The sequence below is a fragment of the Stenotrophomonas sp. HMSC10F07 genome, assembly GCF_001807895.1.
Lineage (GTDB): Bacteria > Pseudomonadota > Gammaproteobacteria > Xanthomonadales > Xanthomonadaceae > Stenotrophomonas > Stenotrophomonas sepilia.
Genome location: NZ_KV791454.1, coordinates 24,387 through 40,500, shown reverse-complemented (window position 1 = coordinate 40,500; position 16,114 = coordinate 24,387). Strand labels below are relative to the sequence as shown.

Here is a 16,114-nt window from a genome sequence, read left to right as displayed (position 1 = left end):
AACGGAGAACGGGCAGACATCGGTAACGGCACCACGGGATCGAGCAACCATTCTAAAGGCACAGCAAAGGCAGCCGCGCAGGCGCGACGCAACGGGACGGCCTGCGATGCCGTAGACTGCGCGCACTTCCAGGTGACCTGCGGCCGTGGCCGGCAGGTTGAAACGGGAAGCCGGTGACGCGTGATTCCACGCCAGGCCGGCGCTGCCCCCGCAACGGTAAGCACGTCAGTTCCAGGCAACACCGCCACTGTGCCGCAGGCATGGGAAGGCGCCTGGACGGTGGCCTCGCGCCACCCGGCGGCAAGCCCGGAGACCGGCCCGGAAGCCTCAGGTCGCGATGCGGTGGGCATGGCGCTGGATGACCGTGGCTTGCGCTGCGGCATCGGCGCGTGCCTGCCTTCGCGGCTCCTCCCCTTCGCCACGCGGGCGTGCGTGGCACCTGGAGTTCCCCCATGAAGCTGCAGTCCCGAATGCTGTCCCTGGCCGTACTGGCCGCCCTGCCCGCGCTGGCACAGGCCGCCGATGACACCACCGCGCTCGACCAGATCCTGGTCACCGCCACGCGCACCCCGATCGCCCTGCAGGACAGCATCGCGCCGGCCCAGGTGATCGACCGCGCGCAGATCGAATCCAGCCAGGCCACCTCGCTGCAGGAACTGCTGCGCGGCCGCGCCGGCATCAACCTGACCAATGCCGGCGGGCTCGGCAAGCAGAGCTCGCTGTTCCTGCGCGGCACCAACTCGGGCCACACCGTGGTGCTGGTCGACGGCGTGCGCATCAACAGTGCCGACCTCGGCCTGGCGATGTACCAGGACCTGCCGCTGGCGCAGATCGAGCGCGTGGAAATCGTGCGTGGCCCGCAGTCGAGCCTGTACGGCGCCGATGCCATTGGCGGCGTCATCCAGATCTTCACCCGCCGCAACCAGGGTGATTTCGCCCCGCACTTCCAGCTCGGTGGCGGCAGCAACGGCCTGCGCGAAGCCAGCGGCGGGATCGGCGGCGGGACCGAACGCGGCTGGTTCGGCGCCGACATCGCCTACCAGCATTCCGATGGCATCGATGCCTGCCGCGGCTCGGCAACGCTGTTCACCGGCTGCTTTGCCGACGAACATGACCGCGATGGCTACCGCAACCTGTCCAAGAGCCTGCGCGGTGGCTACACCTTCAACGACCAATGGAACGTGGAAGGCAGTGCATTGCGTGCCGACGGAAAGAACCATTACGACGGCTACTACAACTATTCGGAAACCCGCCAGCAGGTGCTGGCCGGCAAGGTGCGCTACACCCCGTCCGAACGCCTGGCGTTCACCGCCAATGTCGGGCGCAGTGACAACGAGTCGGACAACTTTGGTGACTTCGGTGCCCGTGGCAGCGCTCAGACCCACCGCGACAGTGCCTCGCTGCAGGGTGACTTCGCCTTGGCAGAAGGCCAGCTGCTGAGCACCGGCGTGGACTGGAGCGAAGACAACCTGGATGGCAGCAGTGCCGGATATCGGGTCGACAGCCGCCGCAACACCGGCGTGTTCGTGCAGTACCAGGGACGCTTCGGCCGCCACCAGCTGCAGGCCAGCGCGCGCAACGACGACAACCAGCAGTTCGGCAACCACGCCACGGGCAGCCTCGGCTGGGCGATGGAGCTTGGCCACGGCCTGCGTGTCAATGCCAGTTACGGCACCGCGTTCAAGGCGCCGACCTTCAGCGACCTGTATGACCCGTGGAGCGGTGTGCCGACGTTGAACCCGGAGAAGTCCAAGAGCGCCAACCTGGGCGTTTCGCAGCAGGGACAGGGCTGGCACTGGGGCCTGGACGTCTATGAAACCCGCATCGATGATCTGATCACCTACGATGCGGCGACCTTCAGGATGCAGCAGGTGGAGAAGGCGCGCATCCGCGGTGCCGAACTGACCGGTGGCGTGCTGCTGGCCGGCTTCGACATCAACGCCCAGCTGAGCTACACCGACCCACGCAACCGCACCGGCGGCAGCACCCAGTTCGACAACTGGCTGCCGCGTCGTGCACAGCAGACCGCGCGCCTGGACCTCGATCGACGTTTCGGGGCCTTCCGCGCAGGCCTGACGGTTCAGGGAGCGGGCAAGCGCTATGACGATGCCGCCAACGCGGTGAAGGTGGCGGGTTACGGCACGCTGGATCTGCGCGCCGAGTACGCGCTGACGCCGTCGTGGTCGCTGCTGGCGCGTGCCGCCAACGTGTTCGACCGACGATACGAGACCGTGGCGTGGTTCAACCAGCCCGGTCGTGAGTACCAGGTGAGCGTGCGTTACCAGCCGAAATGAAAGAAGGCGCCGGGCATTGCCCGGCGCTTTCTCTGTAGAGCCGAGTCCATGCTCGGCTCAGGCAGCAAAGCAGCCGAGCATGGGCTCGGCTCTACACCGGGACGCCGGCGGTCAACCCCGGCAGTTCACGCAGGTCATCGATCACCGCCACCGCATGCGCGGTGGCCAGGTCCAGACCGCGCGGGTAGCCGTAGCGGACCAGCGCGATCGGCATGCCCGCATCTTCGGCGGCGCGGTAGTCGGTCAGCGAATCACCCACCATCAGGCAGGCATCGACCGGCAGCCCGAAGTGCGCAGCGATATGCCGCAGCGGCTCACCGCTGGGCTTGCGCTGCGGCAGTGAATCGCCGCCCAGTACCAGCGCGAACGCATCACCGATGCCCAGGTGCTGCAGCAGCGGCGGCACCAGTGCTTCGGGCTTGTTGGTGCAGATCGCCAGTGGCACGGCGCGCGCGCGCAGCTGCGCCAGTGCGTCGGCCACGCCATCGAACAGGCGCGGGCTGCGCAGCAGGCATTCACGGTAGTGCACCATGAACACCGGCATGACCTCGGCCAGGTCGACCTCACGACCGGCGGCGTGCACGGCCTGTTCGACCAGGCGGCGCACACCGTCGCCGATCCAGCCGAGCACGGTGGCTTCCGGCACCCGTGCCATGCCGATGGCTTCCAGCGTGCGGTTCAGCGCTTCGGCGATGTCAGCTGCGCTGTCGACCAGCGTGCCATCGAGATCGAATACGACCAGCGGATAGGGATACGACAAGGGACGACGCCTGTACAACGTGGGGCCGTCCATTGTACGCCGCGCTTTTTCCCCGGGATCGGCCTCAGCCGATCCTGCGTGCGCGGGTGGCCAGAAAGGTGGGCAGGTAACGGTCGATCAGGAAGCGCGGCTTCGGCTGCCAGTCTTCCATGAACCGATCAATCACGAAGCCTGCATCCAGCTGACCGCCGATCAGTTCGGTCAGGCTGTGGCCAAAGGTCAGCGCATCGCCGCGGGCGAGTTTCGCCTCACGCTCTGCGGCGGGCAGGTCTTCCAGGTCCGAATAGGGAATGGCGTACTGCGGCCGGATCAAACCCTGTGCATCCAGCTGCGGATCACGTGCACCGACGAACAGCACCGGGTTGTAGAAGCTGGCCATCAACATGCCATCGCGCGCCAGCACGCGGCGGCATTCGGTCCACACCGGGCGCACGTCGGGTACGTACAGGTTGGAGATCGGATGGAACACCACGTCGAAGCTGTCATTGGCGAATACGTGCAGGTCGCGCATGTCGCCCTGCACCGTGCGCAGCTGCAGGCCGTCGCGCGCAGCGACCCTGCGGTCCTGTTCCAGCTGCCCGTCGGACAGGTCGAACACGGTGACGTCGGCGCCCGCAGCGGCCAGCACGGGTGCCTGCTGGCCGCCGCCCGAAGCCAGGCACAGGATGCGACGGCCGCGCACGTCGCCCAGCCAGTCCAGTGGCAGCGCGCGTGGGGTCAGATGCACCTGCCAGCGGCCTTCGCGCGCGGCGGCAATGGTTGAACTCTCCACCGGGCGCGACCATTCGCGCACTTCGCTGGCCTGGCGGTCCCAGGCAGCACGGTTGTGGTCGATCAAGGCCTGTCCATGGTTCATGTGTTCTCCTTGCCCGGTGGGCGCCAATCCAGATCCTGGAAGGCCGGGCTGGCGAAACACTCGGCCAGGTAATCCAGGAATCGCCGCATGATAGCGGGCTGCTGGCGCCGTGACGCGTATACGGCATGAATGCCGAGCTCGTCCAGACTGAATCCGGGCAGCAGTTCGATCAGCTCGCCGCTGCGCAGCAGTGGCGCCACCTGGTAGGTCGGCAGCATGGCGATCCCGGCACCGGCACGTACCGCCTCCAGCAGCAGCGAGGCCTCGTTGGCGCTGATGTTGCCGCCCACCGCCACCGACAGCGAACGGCCATCGCGGTGCAGCTGCCACAGGCTCTTGCCGACGTAGTGGTGGGTCAGGCAGTTGTGCGCGGCCAGGTGCTCCGGCGCGGTCGGCGTGCCACGCGCCTGCAGGTACGACGGCGTCGCGCACAGCACCGAGCGGCAGGTGGCCAGCCGCCGCGCGATCAGGCTGGGGTCGATCTGGCGCGCGATGCGCACGGCCAGGTCCACGCGCTCCTCGACCAGGTTCACCGTGCGGTCGACCAGCAGCAGCTCGATGCGCGCCGCCGGATGGCGCGCGACGAAACCGGCCACCGCCCGTGCCAGGTGGCTCTGCCCGAACGACACGCTGGCGGTCACGCGCAGCGTACCGTGCGGCTCGGGATCATCACTGGCCAGCTCGCCCTGCAGTTCTTCGCCGATCGCCAGCATCTGCCGGAAGCGCGCCAACGCCGCCTCGCCCGGGCCGGTCAGGCTGACCCGGCGCGTGGTCCGGTGCAGCAGGCGTGCACCCAGCCAGCCCTCGACCTCGGCCAAGTAGCGGCTGACCATCGCCCGCGACATGTCCAGCACTTCCGCGGCGGCGGTGAGGCTGCCGCGCTCGGCCACCTCGACAAACACGGTCATGGCGGTCAATCGGTCCATATGCTCGATCCACGCAACAAACAAGCGCGTTATACGCTGTTTTTCGAGCGACTGCAGCAGCCTAGAGTGGCCCCATTCCCAGCCCACATCGCCCCACGGAGTCCTGCCATGAAGATCGCCCTCGTTAGTTCCACCGGCAACATCGGCCGCCAGATCGCCCGCCACGCGCTGGCCCACGGCCACGAACTCACCGTCATCGTGCGCAGCGCGCAGGACCTCCCGGCCGAACTGGCCGGCGCCCATCCGGTGATCGCCTCGCTGGATGACCAGGACGCGCTGGTCGCCGCCATCGCGGGCCACGACGTACTGGCCAGCGCCTACGGCCCGCGCCCGGGCGACGACATCGGCCGCGTGGGCGAGATCGCCGCGCAGCTGGCGGCCGCCGCGCGCAAAGCCGGCGTACCGCGCCTGGTGGTGGTGGGTGGCGCTGGCAGCCTGGAAGTCGCGCCGGGCGTGCAGCTGGTCGATACCCCCAACTTCCCGGAAGCCTACAAGCCGTACGCGCTGGCCCATCGTGAAGCCTTCAATCGCCTGCAGGCAGTGGACGACCTGGACTGGACCTTCTTCTCGCCGGCCGCCGAAATCGGCCCGGGCGAAGAGCGTGGCCAGTATCGCGTGCAGCCCAAGGCCTTCCTGGCCGACGCCAGCGGCCACAGCCGCATCAGCTATGCCGACTACGGCGCCGCGTTCGTCGCCGAGCTGGAAGCGCACGCTTATCCGAAGCAGATCATCACCGCCGCGTACTGATCCAGCTACACCCCTTGTAGAGCCAAGCCCGCGCTCGGCTCTACGCGAACATGCAGCCGGGCACTGGCCCGGCTCTACACAAGGAATTCCCCATGCGCGCCGCTGCCCTGCTGCTTCCCCTCACCCTGGCCGCCACTTTCACCAGTGCGCCGCTGCTGGCCGCACCGGCCACCGCGGCGCCGGCCGCCGCGACGAAATCACAACTGCACCTGCAGACCTTCCATCCCGGCCCGCAGGCGATGTTCTCGGTCTCCTCGGTACTGATCGAAGGCCGCCATGACGCGATCCTGGTCAACGCGCAGTTCGGCGCCAGCGACGCACGCAAGCTGGTCGAACGGATCCGCGCCAGTGGCAAGCAGCTGACCACGATCTACATCAGCCACGGCGATCCGGACTACTACTTCGGCCTGGCCACCTTGCAGGATGCCTTCCCGCAGGCACGCATCGTCGCCACTGCGCAGACCGTCGCCCACATCCAGCAGACCCAGGCCGGCAAGCTGGCCTACTGGGGACCGAAGATGGGTGCCGACGTGCCCGCGCGCATCGTGGTGCCGCAGGTGCTGGACGGCGATGCCCTGCAGCTGGAAGGCCAGCGCCTGCCGTTGATCGGCCTGGATGGCCCGACCCCGGACCGCACGGTGCTGTGGGTACCATCGCTGCGCGCGATCGTCGGCGGCATTCCGGTGGTGGCCGGCGAGCACGTGTGGATGGCCGACACGCAGACGCCGAAGTCGCACACTGACTGGCTGCAGACCCTGCAGCGGTTGCAGGCACTGAAGCCGAAGGTGGTGGTGCCGGGGCATTACGCGCCGGGTGCGGCGCTGGATGCCAGTGCGTTGCGCTTCACCGCGGACTACATCCGCGCGTTCGACGCCGAGGCGGCAAAGGCGAAGGACAGTGCGGCGCTGGTGCAGGCGATGCAGGCGCGCTATCCGACGCTGGACGGCGTGGCGTCGCTGGAGCTGAGTGCGAAGGTGGCCAAGGGCGAGATGCAGTGGCCATGAGGTAACGGGGTTCTTCTGCAGGGCTGCGCCCTGCACCTGCAGAGGCAACAGCAACAGCCGAAGCAACAGCCGAAGCTGGTTTCCTGAGGGTGGGCGGGGTGGCATGTCTGCGCAATCTGTCTGGATGGAATGACCTGCTCCTGGTGGGTGTCGACCTTGGTCGACACGTGGATCCACGCCATGCGTGGATGAACGATCAGGAACGATCGGTCTGGGCGTGCTCGAACAATTCCCCCTGCACCACCGGTTCCTTTTCGCGGAAGCCGCCCAGCCCGACACCCACCAGCCGATAGCGCGTCTCCGCTGGCAGGTCGACGCGGGCGCGCAGGGCCAGTGCGATGTCGCGCAGTTCTTCCATCGACTCCGGCGGACGTTCCGGGGTGAAGCTGCGGGTGAGAATGCGGAACTGCGCGGTTTTCAACTTCAGCACCACGGTATGGCCGACACGTTCGGTCTTGCGTGTGGCATTCCAGGTCTTCTCCGCCAACTGCACGATCGCCTCGCCCAGGTCTTCCAGCAGCAGGTCTTCGGCGAAGGTGTCCTCCGAGGAGATCGACTGCACCTGCTGGTCCGGTTCCACCGGCCGCTCGTCGATGCCGCGTGCGCGGTTGTACAGGCTGCGGCCGAAACTGCCGAACGCTTCTTCCAGATCGATCAGTGCCCACTGCCGCAGGTCGCCGCAGGTGGCGATGCCGCGCGCAGCCAGCTTGCCTTCCATCACCTTGCCGACGCCAGGCACCCGGCTCACCGGCAACGGCAGCAGGAAGGCGTCCACCCGCTGCGGCGGAATCACGAACTGGCCATCGGGCTTGCGCCAGTCCGAGGCGATCTTGGCCAGGAACTTGTTCGGCGCGATCCCGGCTGAAGCAGTCAGGTTCGTCTCCTCACGGATCTGCATGCGGATGGTACGGGCGATATCGGTAGCCAGTTCGATGCCGCTCTTCGGCTCGGTCACGTCCAGGTAGGCTTCGTCCAGCGACAACGGCTCAACCAGGTCGGTGTGGCGCAGGAAGATCTCGCGCACCTGGCGTGACACCGCCTTGTAACGTGCGAAGTCGGGCGGCACGAAGATCGCATCCGGGCACAGGCGTTCGGCCCGCACTGCCGGCATGGCCGAACGCACGCCGAACACGCGTGCCTCGTACGATGCTGCGCACACCACCGAGCGTGCGCCGCGCCATGCCACAACCACCGGCTTGCCGCGCAGTGACGGATCGTCGCGCTGCTCCACCGACGCGTAGAACGCGTCCATGTCAACGTGGATGATCTTGCGCAGTCGGGTCATGTCAGGTGGAAAAGGCGGGGCCGGGTCGGGTGGGCCACACGCCGAAGTATGGTCGTTGCACATCAACAGGATGCGCGTATTCCCTTGAAAACACTACGGTTGCGTACGGTTGAAATGTTTGATCGGGACAGTTTCCACGGGCATTCTCGAGCGCTTGTTTCCCTGTTCTCCGCTTCCAGGATTGTGCTTCATGACCCGTCTCCACGCGTTCAACCGCGAACAGCTGCTGGCCAGCGCACGCGGTGAACTGTTCGGCACCGCCGCCGGCCGTTTGCCCAACGACCCGATGCTGATGTTCGACCGCATCACCGACATCCGCGAGGACGGCGGACCGCATGGCAAGGGCATGGTACGCGCCGAACTGGATATCCGCCCGGACCTGTGGTTCTTCGGCTGCCACTTCATCGGCGACCCGGTGATGCCAGGCTGCCTGGGCCTGGATGCCATGTGGCAGCTGACCGGCTTCTTCCTGACCTGGCTGGGTGCGCCCGGCAAGGGCCGCGCGCTGGGCTGTGGCGAGGTGAAGTTCACCGGCCAGGTACTGCCGGACGCCAAGCTCGTACGCTACGAGATCGACATCAGCCGGGTCATCAACCGCAAGCTGGTGATGGCCCAGTCGGACGCCCGCATGTACGTGGACGACCGCGAAATCTACAGCGCGCGCGACCTGCGCGTCGGCCTGTTCACCGAAACCGGGAGCTTCTGATGCGTCGCGTCGTCATCACCGGCATGGGCATCACGTCCTGCCTCGGCAATGATCTGGATACCGTTTCGGCCGCGCTGCGCGAAGGGCGCTCGGGCATCACCGCCCTGGCCGACCACGCCGAAGCGGGCCTGCGCAGCCAGGTCGGTGGTCGTGTCGACCTCGATCTGGACGCGTTGATCGACCGCAAGCAGAAGCGCTTCATGAGCGACGCGGCGGCCTTCGCCTACCTGGCCATGCGCGATGCCATCGCCGATGCCGGGCTCAGCCCCGAGCAGGTCAGCCACCTGCGCACCGGCCTGATCGCCGGTTCCGGTGGCGGCTCCAGCGAGTGGCAGATCGGTGCAGTCGACCTGCTGCGCGAACGGGGTGTGCGCAAGGTCGGCCCGTACATGGTGCCGCGCACGATGTGCTCGACGGTCTCGGCCTGCCTGGCTACCGCCTACCAGATCAAGGGCGTCAGCTATTCGTTGTCGGCCGCCTGCGCGACCTCGGCGCACTGCATCGGTGCCGCCGCGGACATGATCCGCCATGGCACGCAGGACATCATGTTCGCCGGGGGCGGTGAAGATCTGCACTGGTCGATGAGCGTGATGTTCGATGCGATGGGCGCGCTGTCGACCAGCTTCAACGAAACCCCGGCCAGCGCCTCGCGCCCGTACGACAAGGACCGCGACGGCTTCGTCATCGCCGGTGGTGGCGGCATGCTGGTGCTGGAGGACTACGACCACGCCGTCGCACGCGGTGCGCACATCCATGCCGAGCTGATCGGCTATGGCGTCACCTCCGACGGCGCCGACATGGTTGCTCCGTCCGGCGAAGGCGCGGTGCGCTGCATGAAGATGGCACTGCAGGGCGTCGATCGCCCGCTGGACTACCTGAACACCCACGGCACCTCGACCCCGCTGGGCGATGTCACCGAGCTCAACGCGATCCGCGAAGTGTTCGGCGATGCAGTGCCGCCGCTGTCTTCGACCAAGGCGTTGTCCGGGCACTCGCTCGGTGCAGCCAGCGTGCACGAGGCGATCTACTGCCTGCTGATGATGCGCGATGGCTTCGTTGCCGGTTCGGCCAACATCGGCGAGCTGGACCCGAAGGTGGAGAGCTTCCCGATCCTGCGCGAGAGCCGCGAGCAGAAACTGGATACGGTGATGTCCAACAGCTTCGGTTTCGGTGGCACCAACGCCGCGCTGGTGTTCGGGCGGGTGTGATGGGGGCAGGTGTGCCGACCCACGGTCGGCACCCACCAATAGATGTAGAGCCGAGCCATGCTCGGCTCAGTGCCGGCCAACGGTCGGCACCTACTGCTTACTTCGGCAGCAACGGCAGCAGCAGCGCGTGCGCGTCCACCAGGGACCCAACGATGCGGTGGCCCAGTGCGCGCAACTCTTCATCCGGATGCACCAGGTCCGGCACCTGGATCACGGTCATGCCAGCCGCCAGCGCCGCGCGCGTACCGGCCGGTGAATCCTCCAGCGCCAGGCAGCGCTTGGGCGCCTGGCCCAACCGCTGCGCGGCCAGCAGGTAGATGTCCGGCGCCGGCTTCGGCCGCGCCACATCGCCACTGGTGATCACCGCATCGAAATACGGCAGTAGACCCGCAGCGGCCAGCTTGCGGTTGGCCCTCGGCTGCCGCGTGGTGGTGGCCACCGCCCGCGGTACCGCGTGCGCTTTCAGCAGCTCCAGCAGCTCCAGGATGCCAGGACGCAACGGCAAACCGGTCTGCGTACGTGCCTCATACAGGTCGTGGCAGCGTGCGGCCACCGCCTCGATCACGCTGTCCTCGATCCCCTGCGCACGCAGCAGCGCGTGCGAATCGCGGTCGCCGAGGCCGACCATGCGCAGGAACACCGTTTCATCCAGGCCCAGTCCGAACTCGTCGGCGGCCTGGCTCCAGCAGGCCAGCGAAACGCGCTCGCTGTCGATCATCAGGCCGTCCATGTCGAAGATGACGGCGTCGGGCAGGAACGGCAGCGCAGCAATGTTGGTCATGAAGCGAACAGCGTATCCAGGTCGGTGGAAGTGAGCTGCCGCCATTGCCCCTCGTCCAGCCCCTGCAGGTCCAGCCCGCCGACGCGGCTGCGATGCAGGGCCTGCACGTGGTTGCCGGTGGCGGCGAACATGCGGCGTACCTGATGGTAGCGGCCTTCGTGCAGCACCAGCCGCGCACGGCGCGCATCCAGCACCTCCAGTTCAGCCGGCAGCAGGGGCGTCTTCTCCGATTCCAGCATCAGCGTGCCGCTGGCGAACAGCGCCACCTCGTCGCCGCGCAGGTCCTCGCTCAACTCGACCTCATAGACTTTCGGCAGCTTCGACTTCGGCGAAATGATCCGGTGCAGCAGGCCACCATCGTCGGTCAGCAACAGCAGGCCACTGGTCTCGCGGTCGAGGCGGCCGACCGTGGACAGCACCGGATCGCGGTCGCGGAAGCGCGGCGGCAGCAGGTCGTAGATCAGGCGCCCGGTGTCCTTGGTCGAACAGGTGTAGCCGGCCGGCTTGTGCAGTGCGATCGACAGCCCCGGCGGTGGGTCCAGCGGCTCGCCATCGACCCGGATGGCGTCATGCGGCACCTGGTCGTCGGCATACAGCACTTCGCCATCGGCGTCGGTGACGCGGCCTTCGCGGAACATCCATTGCACCTGCTTGCGGCTGCCATAGCCCAGGTTGGCGATGTGCTTGACCAGCTTCACTTGCCCTTCCCCTTCACTGCTTCCACCAGCTTGAAACCGTCGCGTTCGGCGACCACGCGCACCGCGCCGAACCTGTCGTTGAGGGTGTGCTCGTAAGGCAGGTGGCGGTTGGCCACCACGTACAGGCGCCCGCCCGGGCGCAATGCCTGCGCAGCCACGGCGATGAAGCGCTGGCCGATGTCCGGGCGGTCAGCGCGCGACGGCGTGTGGAACGGCGGGTTGCTGATGATGACGTCGTAGCCCGGCTCGATGCCGGCGGTGACGTCCTGCCACAGGAAGCGCAGCGGCAGCGGGCGCGGCGGCGGCGCCAGATTGAGCTCGGCCAGCGCCAGTGCGCGCTGCTCGGCCTCGTACAGATCCAGCGCGGTGATCTTCGGGCAGCGTTCCAGGAGTTCGCGCGACAGGTAGCCGTAGCCGGCGCCGAGGTCGGCGGCGCGTCCGGCCAGGTCGGCCGGCAGGTGCTCGGCCAGCAGCGCCGACGCCGGATCGATGCGATCCCAGGCGAACACGCCCGGGCGGCTGAGGAAGCGACCGCCCACGATCGGGCGCACCGCATCCAGCGCCGACCAGCGCTTGGCCAGGTCAACGTCGTGCTGGCCCTGCAGCGGGGCGGTCCAGTACACGCGGCAGTGGTTCTTGGTCAGGCAGCCACCGAGGCCGGCCAACTGCTTGAGGTCGCCCTCGCCCGAACGCGCACCTTCGTTGTTGGACTGGCAGGCAACGATGCGGCCGCCGTCGGCGACCAGCGCAAGCGCACGGGCGAACAGCGCACGGGCTTCTTCGCGCTGGCGCGGCGGCAGCACCAGCACCAACGGGTAGCGGCCCTTGCCGGCCGCGTCATCCAGCTGCCCGCTGACGGTCCAGCCGGCAGCCTGCTGCAGCGGTTGCGCGAACGGGGCGAAGCTCTGTTCGCAGTGCACCTCGCGATCACCGGCCACTTCGCGCAATGGCCAGCCATCGCGGGCACGCAGGAAGGCTACCGGGCCCTCCGGCCAGCGCAGGGCGCCTTGGGAGAACGGCAGGAGCAGGGTCTGCAGGGGGGCGTCGTCGCTGGAGGCCATCGGCGCGGGTACTTCAAGCGTGAGGGCCGTCCATTGTACCGGCTTGGCCGGGCCGGCCCCGGCGGCCCGCTTTGCGAAACCCGAACGGGGCCTTGATCCGCCAGAAACATTGAAACGTTCAGGGTAGAGGCTCACCCGGAAACCCAGGAGAACCTGCATGCGAGCCTTGTTCGTCGGTGGCGTGGTCGACAACAGTGAAATGGACCTGGAAGGCAGCCATCCGCCCGTGCACTACCCCGAGGACACCGGCGGCGGCCACTCGCGCTACCGGCTGCACCAGGTCGGCCATGGCGCCGACGGCAGCGTGGCCTATGCGGTGTACGGCGCTCCGGACCTGGCTGATGACGAGGTAGCCCGGGTCGCGGAGGAGCGCGCCTACGCGCGGCGGTTCGAGGCGACGCCGACGTTGTTCGAGCATTGACACATCCGTAGCGCCCTGGCCCACGCTCGGACGGCGGCAGAGCCGAGCGTGGGCTCGGCTCTACCTCGGATCAAGGCGCCTTGGGTGGCAGGCGGTTGATGCTGGCGATTTCATCCAGCCAGACATGGTGCTGCTGCACCGGCGTGTCGTAGTCATCCAGGCGCAACTGGCCGTTGCTGCCTTCGTCGCCGGCCTCGTTGCGGTACTGCTGCACGGTCGGCTTCACTGCCACGGTACCGAGCAGGCGGCGACCATCGTGCAGGGTCAGTTCCACCTGCGTTTCGCCTTCCAGTTGCGGCAGCAGGGCTTCCAGGCGCGCGATCTGCGCCGGATCGGTATGGATGCGGGGAGCTGTTCGGGACATCGGTGACCTCCTGACTGCAGGGTCGCCGATCGGCCGTGAATGTTCAGTGCAGCGCACTGTCCGCGCGTGGCACCTGCACCTTGCGCACGGCAGCCACCAGCTGCGCTACCGAGTACGGCTTGGCCACATGCTCCTGGAAGCCCGACGCCAGCGCGCGGCGGCGGTCGTCGGCACGCGCCAGTGCAGTCACCGCCACCGCAGGCAAGGTCGCCGCATCCACGCCCATGTCCTCGCGCAAGGTGCGCACCAGCCCATAGCCATCCATGCCCGGCATGCCGATGTCGGTCAGCAGCACGTGGTATTGCAGGTGGCCGGTGTCGGCCAGCAGTGCCAGCGCTTCGCCGGCCGAACTGGCCGCAGACACGCTGGCGCCCTGCTCTTCCAGCATGCGCCGCAAGTACTCCAGCACTTCCGGCTGGTCTTCCACCGCCAGCACATGCATGCCGCGCAGCGGATACGGCTCGACGATCACCGGCTCCAGGATCGGCCCGCTGATCACTTCGCGCAGCGGCCGCCGTTCGGCATCGGGAACATGCTGGGGCAGGCGCACGGTGAAGGTCGCGCCGTGGCCGTGGCCCTCGCTGGCCGCAGTGACCGTGCCACCATGCAGTTCGACCAGCTGCTGCACGATCGCAAGGCCCAGGCCCAGGCCGCCATGGCGGCGGGTGGTGGTGCCGTCGGCCTGGCGGAAGCGGCTGAACAGATGATTGAGGAATTCGGGTGCGATGCCATCACCGCTGTCACGCACGGTGATCTCCCAGTAGTTGCCGTCGGCCCGCAGCTGCAGGTCGATGCGGCCTTCAGCCGGGGTGAACTTGATAGCGTTCGAGAGCAGGTTCCAGAACACCTGCTGCAGGCGCGTGGCGTCGCCCAGCACCAGGCTGGGTTGCGCGGGCAGCTGCAGGTGCACGTCCAGCGCCTTGCCTTCGGCCACCAGTTCCTGCGCGCCGATCGCCTCACCCAGCACCGTGCACAGGTCCAGCACTTCCACCTCCAGCTGCACCTTGCCCAGCAGCATGCTGCTGAGGTCGAGCATGTCCGAGATCAGCCGCTTCTGCGCACCGGCGCTGTTGGCGATCACGTTCAGGCCCTTGTACAGCGGACTGGTGTTGTCCACGCGCTGCAGAAGCAATTCGCTCCAGCCGAGGATGGTGGTCAACGGCGTACGCAGCTCATGCGACAGCGTGGCCAGGAATTCATCCTTCAGCCGCGCCATGTTTTCCGCAGCACTGCGCGCGGCACGCTCGGACTGCAGCAGTTCCTCGCGGGCCAGCTCGATCTCGCGGCGTTCGGTCACGTCCGGGCTGCTGCCGGCCAGGCCGATGAAACGGCCCATGCGCGAGAAGCGCGGGCGGGCATTCATCTCCAGCCAACGCCACTGGCCATCGGCACGGCGCGCACGCACCAGCGCGTGCATCGAGCGCTGCGCCTTCAATGCTTCCTGCAGCTCGTACTCGAAGACCGATGCGTCGTCCGGATGCACCAGGCCGCGCCAGACGTCCTCCGGCACGCGCGTCTCGTCACCGCCGAAGAACTCGCTGAAGGCGCTGTTGACGAAACGGGCATGGCCGCGCTCGTCCAGCACCCACACCGGCATCGGCAGGCCGTCGGCCAGCGCGCTGAAGCGGGCTTCGCTTTCGCCCAGCTCCACTTCCATCTGCTTGCGTGCGGTGATGTCGAAGAACAGGATGCCGACCTTGTCCTCGCCCGGCCGGCCCACGCGCACCGCATCAACCGCGAACGAGCGGCCCAGCGCACGCGCTTCCATCTCGAACTGGGCCGGGCGGCCGCTGCGTGCGACCTCGCCATAGATGCGGAACCAGTCCTGCTCATGGCCGGGCTCCAGCGCCGTCATGCGCTTTCCGCGCGCATCCTTCAGCCCGGTGTGGCGCTCGAAGGCATCGTTGACCTCGATGAAGCGGTAGTCGACCGCACGTTCACCCTCGAACAGCACCTGGATCACGCAGAAACCCGCGTTGATGCGCTCAAGCACGCCATGATGCAGGTCAGGTTCGGGCGCCGGCACCATCATCGGTGGGCGCTCCACGAGGGGCGGCAGTGTGGACAAGGGTGTCTGTGCAGGCCAGGTTGGAGGCACAGCATCTTCCAAAGGGCGTATTCACAGCGTCAAGCGCCGTCAGTCATGGTTGACGTCGATGAATTGGCGGCAACCGCGCTTGCACACGACGCGTCCGGCCATTGCCGATACCGGGAAGCAGGATCACACTCGATCTGAGATCAACATCGCCCCCGTCGAGGGGACGCAGGAGACCGTGATGAAACGCTCACTCGCGATTGCCCTGTTGGCAGGCGCCCTGGTGGCGGGCGGCGCCAGCGCGGCACCGCGCACCGTGACCGACCCGGAAGCTCCCCGCGCATTGCAGGCCGATGGCCCGGTCAGCGTGAAGTGGGAGGATCCGGCCAAATTCACCGAGATCCGCCAGAGTACCAACCGCTTCGAGGCCGAGCGTGGCGACTGGGTGCAGCAGCTGGCACGCTACCTGCAGACCGCTGCCGCCAAACCGCTGCAACCGGGACAGAGGCTTGATGTGACCCTGGTCGACATCAAGCGCGCCGGTGACTACGAGCCGTGGCACGGCCCGCGCGGCCGCGACATCCGGATCATGCGCGACATCTACCCACCGCGGATCAGCCTGCAGTACACGCTGAAGGACGCCAGCGGCCGCATCGTCAGCGAGGGCGACGCGCGCCTGAGCGATACCGGCTACCTGCACAACATCGGCCTGAAGAGCGACAGCGATCCACTGCGCTACGAAAAGCGCCTGATCGACGACTGGGTGAAGCGGCAGCTGACAGCGCAGGCCACCGCAGCACGGTAGGCCGTAAGCCCATCGGCAGGTATCGACCTTGGTCGACACGCATTACAGGGCGCCGACCAAGGTCGACCGCTACCAGAGTCGCGCCCGGCGCCCCGTACCAGGCGACCACTGCGCGTAAAACCCATCGGTAGGTGTCGACCTTGGTCGACACGCATTCAAGGCG

Annotated in this window: 16 protein-coding genes and 1 riboswitch; of the genes, 7 read left to right on the top strand and 9 right to left on the bottom strand. The window is 67.5% G+C overall.

Annotation, left to right across the window (positions count from 1 at the left end):
* Positions 1-113: 113 nt before the first annotated feature.
* Positions 114-337: riboswitch (cobalamin riboswitch) on the top strand.
* Between the two features lie 115 nt (positions 338-452).
* On the top strand, positions 453-2,294 hold the full coding sequence (gene btuB / locus HMPREF3114_RS19380) for a TonB-dependent vitamin B12 receptor (protein WP_070490478.1): 1,842 nt from the start codon (positions 453-455) through the stop codon (positions 2,292-2,294).
* Between the two features lie 91 nt (positions 2,295-2,385).
* On the opposite strand, the gene gph is transcribed toward btuB, so the two are convergent.
* The 3 genes from gph to HMPREF3114_RS19365 form a co-directional block, all read right to left on the bottom strand.
* Entirely contained in the window at positions 2,386-3,054 is a 669-nt protein-coding gene (gene gph / locus HMPREF3114_RS19375) for a phosphoglycolate phosphatase (RefSeq protein ID WP_053498038.1), read from the bottom strand.
* Between the two features lie 64 nt (positions 3,055-3,118).
* Positions 3,119-3,910, bottom strand: coding sequence for a class I SAM-dependent methyltransferase (locus HMPREF3114_RS19370; protein ID WP_005415136.1), 792 nt, complete (start codon positions 3,908-3,910; stop codon positions 3,119-3,121).
* A complete protein-coding gene (locus HMPREF3114_RS19365) occupies positions 3,907-4,836 on the bottom strand; it encodes a LysR family transcriptional regulator (protein WP_005415135.1) in 930 nt (309 codons plus the stop codon). The genes HMPREF3114_RS19370 and HMPREF3114_RS19365 overlap by 4 nt, the downstream gene beginning before the upstream one ends.
* 108 nt (positions 4,837-4,944) lie before the next feature.
* Between HMPREF3114_RS19365 and HMPREF3114_RS19360 the strand changes: the two genes are divergently transcribed.
* Positions 4,945-5,583 (top strand): NAD(P)-dependent oxidoreductase, encoded by a 639-nt coding sequence (locus tag HMPREF3114_RS19360; protein WP_070490476.1) that lies wholly within the window; start codon positions 4,945-4,947, stop codon positions 5,581-5,583.
* Between the two features lie 92 nt (positions 5,584-5,675).
* Positions 5,676-6,587, top strand: a complete 912-nt coding sequence (locus HMPREF3114_RS19355) for an MBL fold metallo-hydrolase (RefSeq protein ID WP_070490474.1) — start codon at positions 5,676-5,678, stop codon at positions 6,585-6,587.
* Positions 6,588-6,783: 196 nt separating this feature from the next.
* Here HMPREF3114_RS19355 and dinB read toward each other — a convergent pair whose 3' ends face one another.
* Positions 6,784-7,872 (bottom strand): DNA polymerase IV, encoded by a 1,089-nt coding sequence (gene dinB / locus HMPREF3114_RS19350; protein ID WP_070490472.1) that lies wholly within the window; start codon positions 7,870-7,872, stop codon positions 6,784-6,786.
* 190 nt (positions 7,873-8,062) lie between these two features.
* Here dinB and fabA point away from each other — a divergent pair, with 190 nt between their 5' ends.
* Positions 8,063-8,578, top strand: a complete 516-nt coding sequence (gene fabA, locus HMPREF3114_RS19345; protein WP_005415130.1) for a 3-hydroxyacyl-[acyl-carrier-protein] dehydratase FabA — start codon at positions 8,063-8,065, stop codon at positions 8,576-8,578.
* Positions 8,578-9,786, top strand: a complete 1,209-nt coding sequence (gene fabB / locus HMPREF3114_RS19340; RefSeq protein ID WP_070490470.1) for a beta-ketoacyl-ACP synthase I — start codon at positions 8,578-8,580, stop codon at positions 9,784-9,786. The genes fabA and fabB overlap by 1 nt, the downstream gene beginning before the upstream one ends.
* Before the next feature lie 97 nt (positions 9,787-9,883).
* Here the strand turns inward: fabB and HMPREF3114_RS19335 are convergent, their stop codons facing one another.
* Genes HMPREF3114_RS19335 through HMPREF3114_RS19325 form a run of 3 tightly spaced genes read right to left on the bottom strand, consistent with a single transcriptional unit; the run spans position 9,884 to position 12,326 of the window.
* Positions 9,884-10,567, bottom strand: a complete 684-nt coding sequence (locus tag HMPREF3114_RS19335) for an HAD family hydrolase (RefSeq protein ID WP_070490468.1) — start codon at positions 10,565-10,567, stop codon at positions 9,884-9,886.
* Positions 10,564-11,265 carry a pseudouridine synthase gene (locus HMPREF3114_RS19330; RefSeq protein WP_053498050.1) on the bottom strand — a complete coding sequence of 234 codons (702 nt, stop codon included), beginning with the start codon at positions 11,263-11,265 and terminating at the stop codon, positions 10,564-10,566. Before HMPREF3114_RS19330 ends, HMPREF3114_RS19335 begins: the two co-directional genes overlap by 4 nt.
* Complete coding sequence (locus tag HMPREF3114_RS19325; RefSeq protein ID WP_070490465.1) at positions 11,262-12,326, bottom strand: class I SAM-dependent methyltransferase; 1,065 nt, start codon at positions 12,324-12,326, stop codon at positions 11,262-11,264. Before HMPREF3114_RS19325 ends, HMPREF3114_RS19330 begins: the two co-directional genes overlap by 4 nt.
* Before the next feature lie 157 nt (positions 12,327-12,483).
* Here HMPREF3114_RS19325 and HMPREF3114_RS19320 point away from each other — a divergent pair, with 157 nt between their 5' ends.
* Positions 12,484-12,747 carry a hypothetical protein gene (locus HMPREF3114_RS19320; protein WP_005407925.1) on the top strand — a complete coding sequence of 88 codons (264 nt, stop codon included), beginning with the start codon at positions 12,484-12,486 and terminating at the stop codon, positions 12,745-12,747.
* A gap of 70 nt (positions 12,748-12,817) precedes the next feature.
* On the opposite strand, the gene HMPREF3114_RS19315 is transcribed toward HMPREF3114_RS19320, so the two are convergent.
* On the bottom strand, positions 12,818-13,111 hold the full coding sequence (locus HMPREF3114_RS19315; protein ID WP_053498054.1) for a DUF3247 family protein: 294 nt from the start codon (positions 13,109-13,111) through the stop codon (positions 12,818-12,820).
* A gap of 43 nt (positions 13,112-13,154) precedes the next feature.
* On the bottom strand, positions 13,155-15,143 hold the full coding sequence (locus HMPREF3114_RS19310) for a hybrid sensor histidine kinase/response regulator (protein ID WP_070490463.1): 1,989 nt from the start codon (positions 15,141-15,143) through the stop codon (positions 13,155-13,157).
* A gap of 244 nt (positions 15,144-15,387) precedes the next feature.
* Here HMPREF3114_RS19310 and HMPREF3114_RS19305 point away from each other — a divergent pair, with 244 nt between their 5' ends.
* Positions 15,388-15,951: a DUF3016 domain-containing protein gene (locus HMPREF3114_RS19305; protein WP_053498059.1), complete on the top strand. Its 564-nt coding sequence runs from the start codon at positions 15,388-15,390 to the stop codon at positions 15,949-15,951.
* Positions 15,952-16,114 lie beyond the last annotated feature (163 nt).

Excerpts from the sequence above, each read along its gene's own strand:
- btuB (WP_070490478.1), top strand. The coding sequence starts at position 453 with ATGAAGCTGCAGTCCCGAATGCTGTCCCTGGCCGTACTGGCCGCCCTG.
- HMPREF3114_RS19370 (WP_005415136.1), bottom strand. The coding sequence starts at position 3,910 with ATGAACCATGGACAGGCCTTGATCGACCACAACCGTGCTGCCTGGGAC.
- HMPREF3114_RS19365 (WP_005415135.1), bottom strand. The coding sequence starts at position 4,836 with ATGGACCGATTGACCGCCATGACCGTGTTTGTCGAGGTGGCCGAGCGC.
- HMPREF3114_RS19360 (WP_070490476.1), top strand. The coding sequence starts at position 4,945 with ATGAAGATCGCCCTCGTTAGTTCCACCGGCAACATCGGCCGCCAGATC.
- HMPREF3114_RS19355 (WP_070490474.1), top strand. The coding sequence starts at position 5,676 with ATGCGCGCCGCTGCCCTGCTGCTTCCCCTCACCCTGGCCGCCACTTTC.
- dinB (WP_070490472.1), bottom strand. The coding sequence starts at position 7,872 with ATGACCCGACTGCGCAAGATCATCCACGTTGACATGGACGCGTTCTAC.
- fabA (WP_005415130.1), top strand. The coding sequence starts at position 8,063 with ATGACCCGTCTCCACGCGTTCAACCGCGAACAGCTGCTGGCCAGCGCA.
- fabB (WP_070490470.1), top strand. The coding sequence starts at position 8,578 with ATGCGTCGCGTCGTCATCACCGGCATGGGCATCACGTCCTGCCTCGGC.
- HMPREF3114_RS19335 (WP_070490468.1), bottom strand. The coding sequence starts at position 10,567 with ATGACCAACATTGCTGCGCTGCCGTTCCTGCCCGACGCCGTCATCTTC.
- HMPREF3114_RS19325 (WP_070490465.1), bottom strand. The coding sequence starts at position 12,326 with ATGGCCTCCAGCGACGACGCCCCCCTGCAGACCCTGCTCCTGCCGTTC.
- HMPREF3114_RS19320 (WP_005407925.1), top strand. The coding sequence starts at position 12,484 with ATGCGAGCCTTGTTCGTCGGTGGCGTGGTCGACAACAGTGAAATGGAC.
- HMPREF3114_RS19315 (WP_053498054.1), bottom strand. The coding sequence starts at position 13,111 with ATGTCCCGAACAGCTCCCCGCATCCATACCGATCCGGCGCAGATCGCG.
- HMPREF3114_RS19310 (WP_070490463.1), bottom strand. The coding sequence starts at position 15,143 with ATGATGGTGCCGGCGCCCGAACCTGACCTGCATCATGGCGTGCTTGAG.
- HMPREF3114_RS19305 (WP_053498059.1), top strand. The coding sequence starts at position 15,388 with ATGAAACGCTCACTCGCGATTGCCCTGTTGGCAGGCGCCCTGGTGGCG.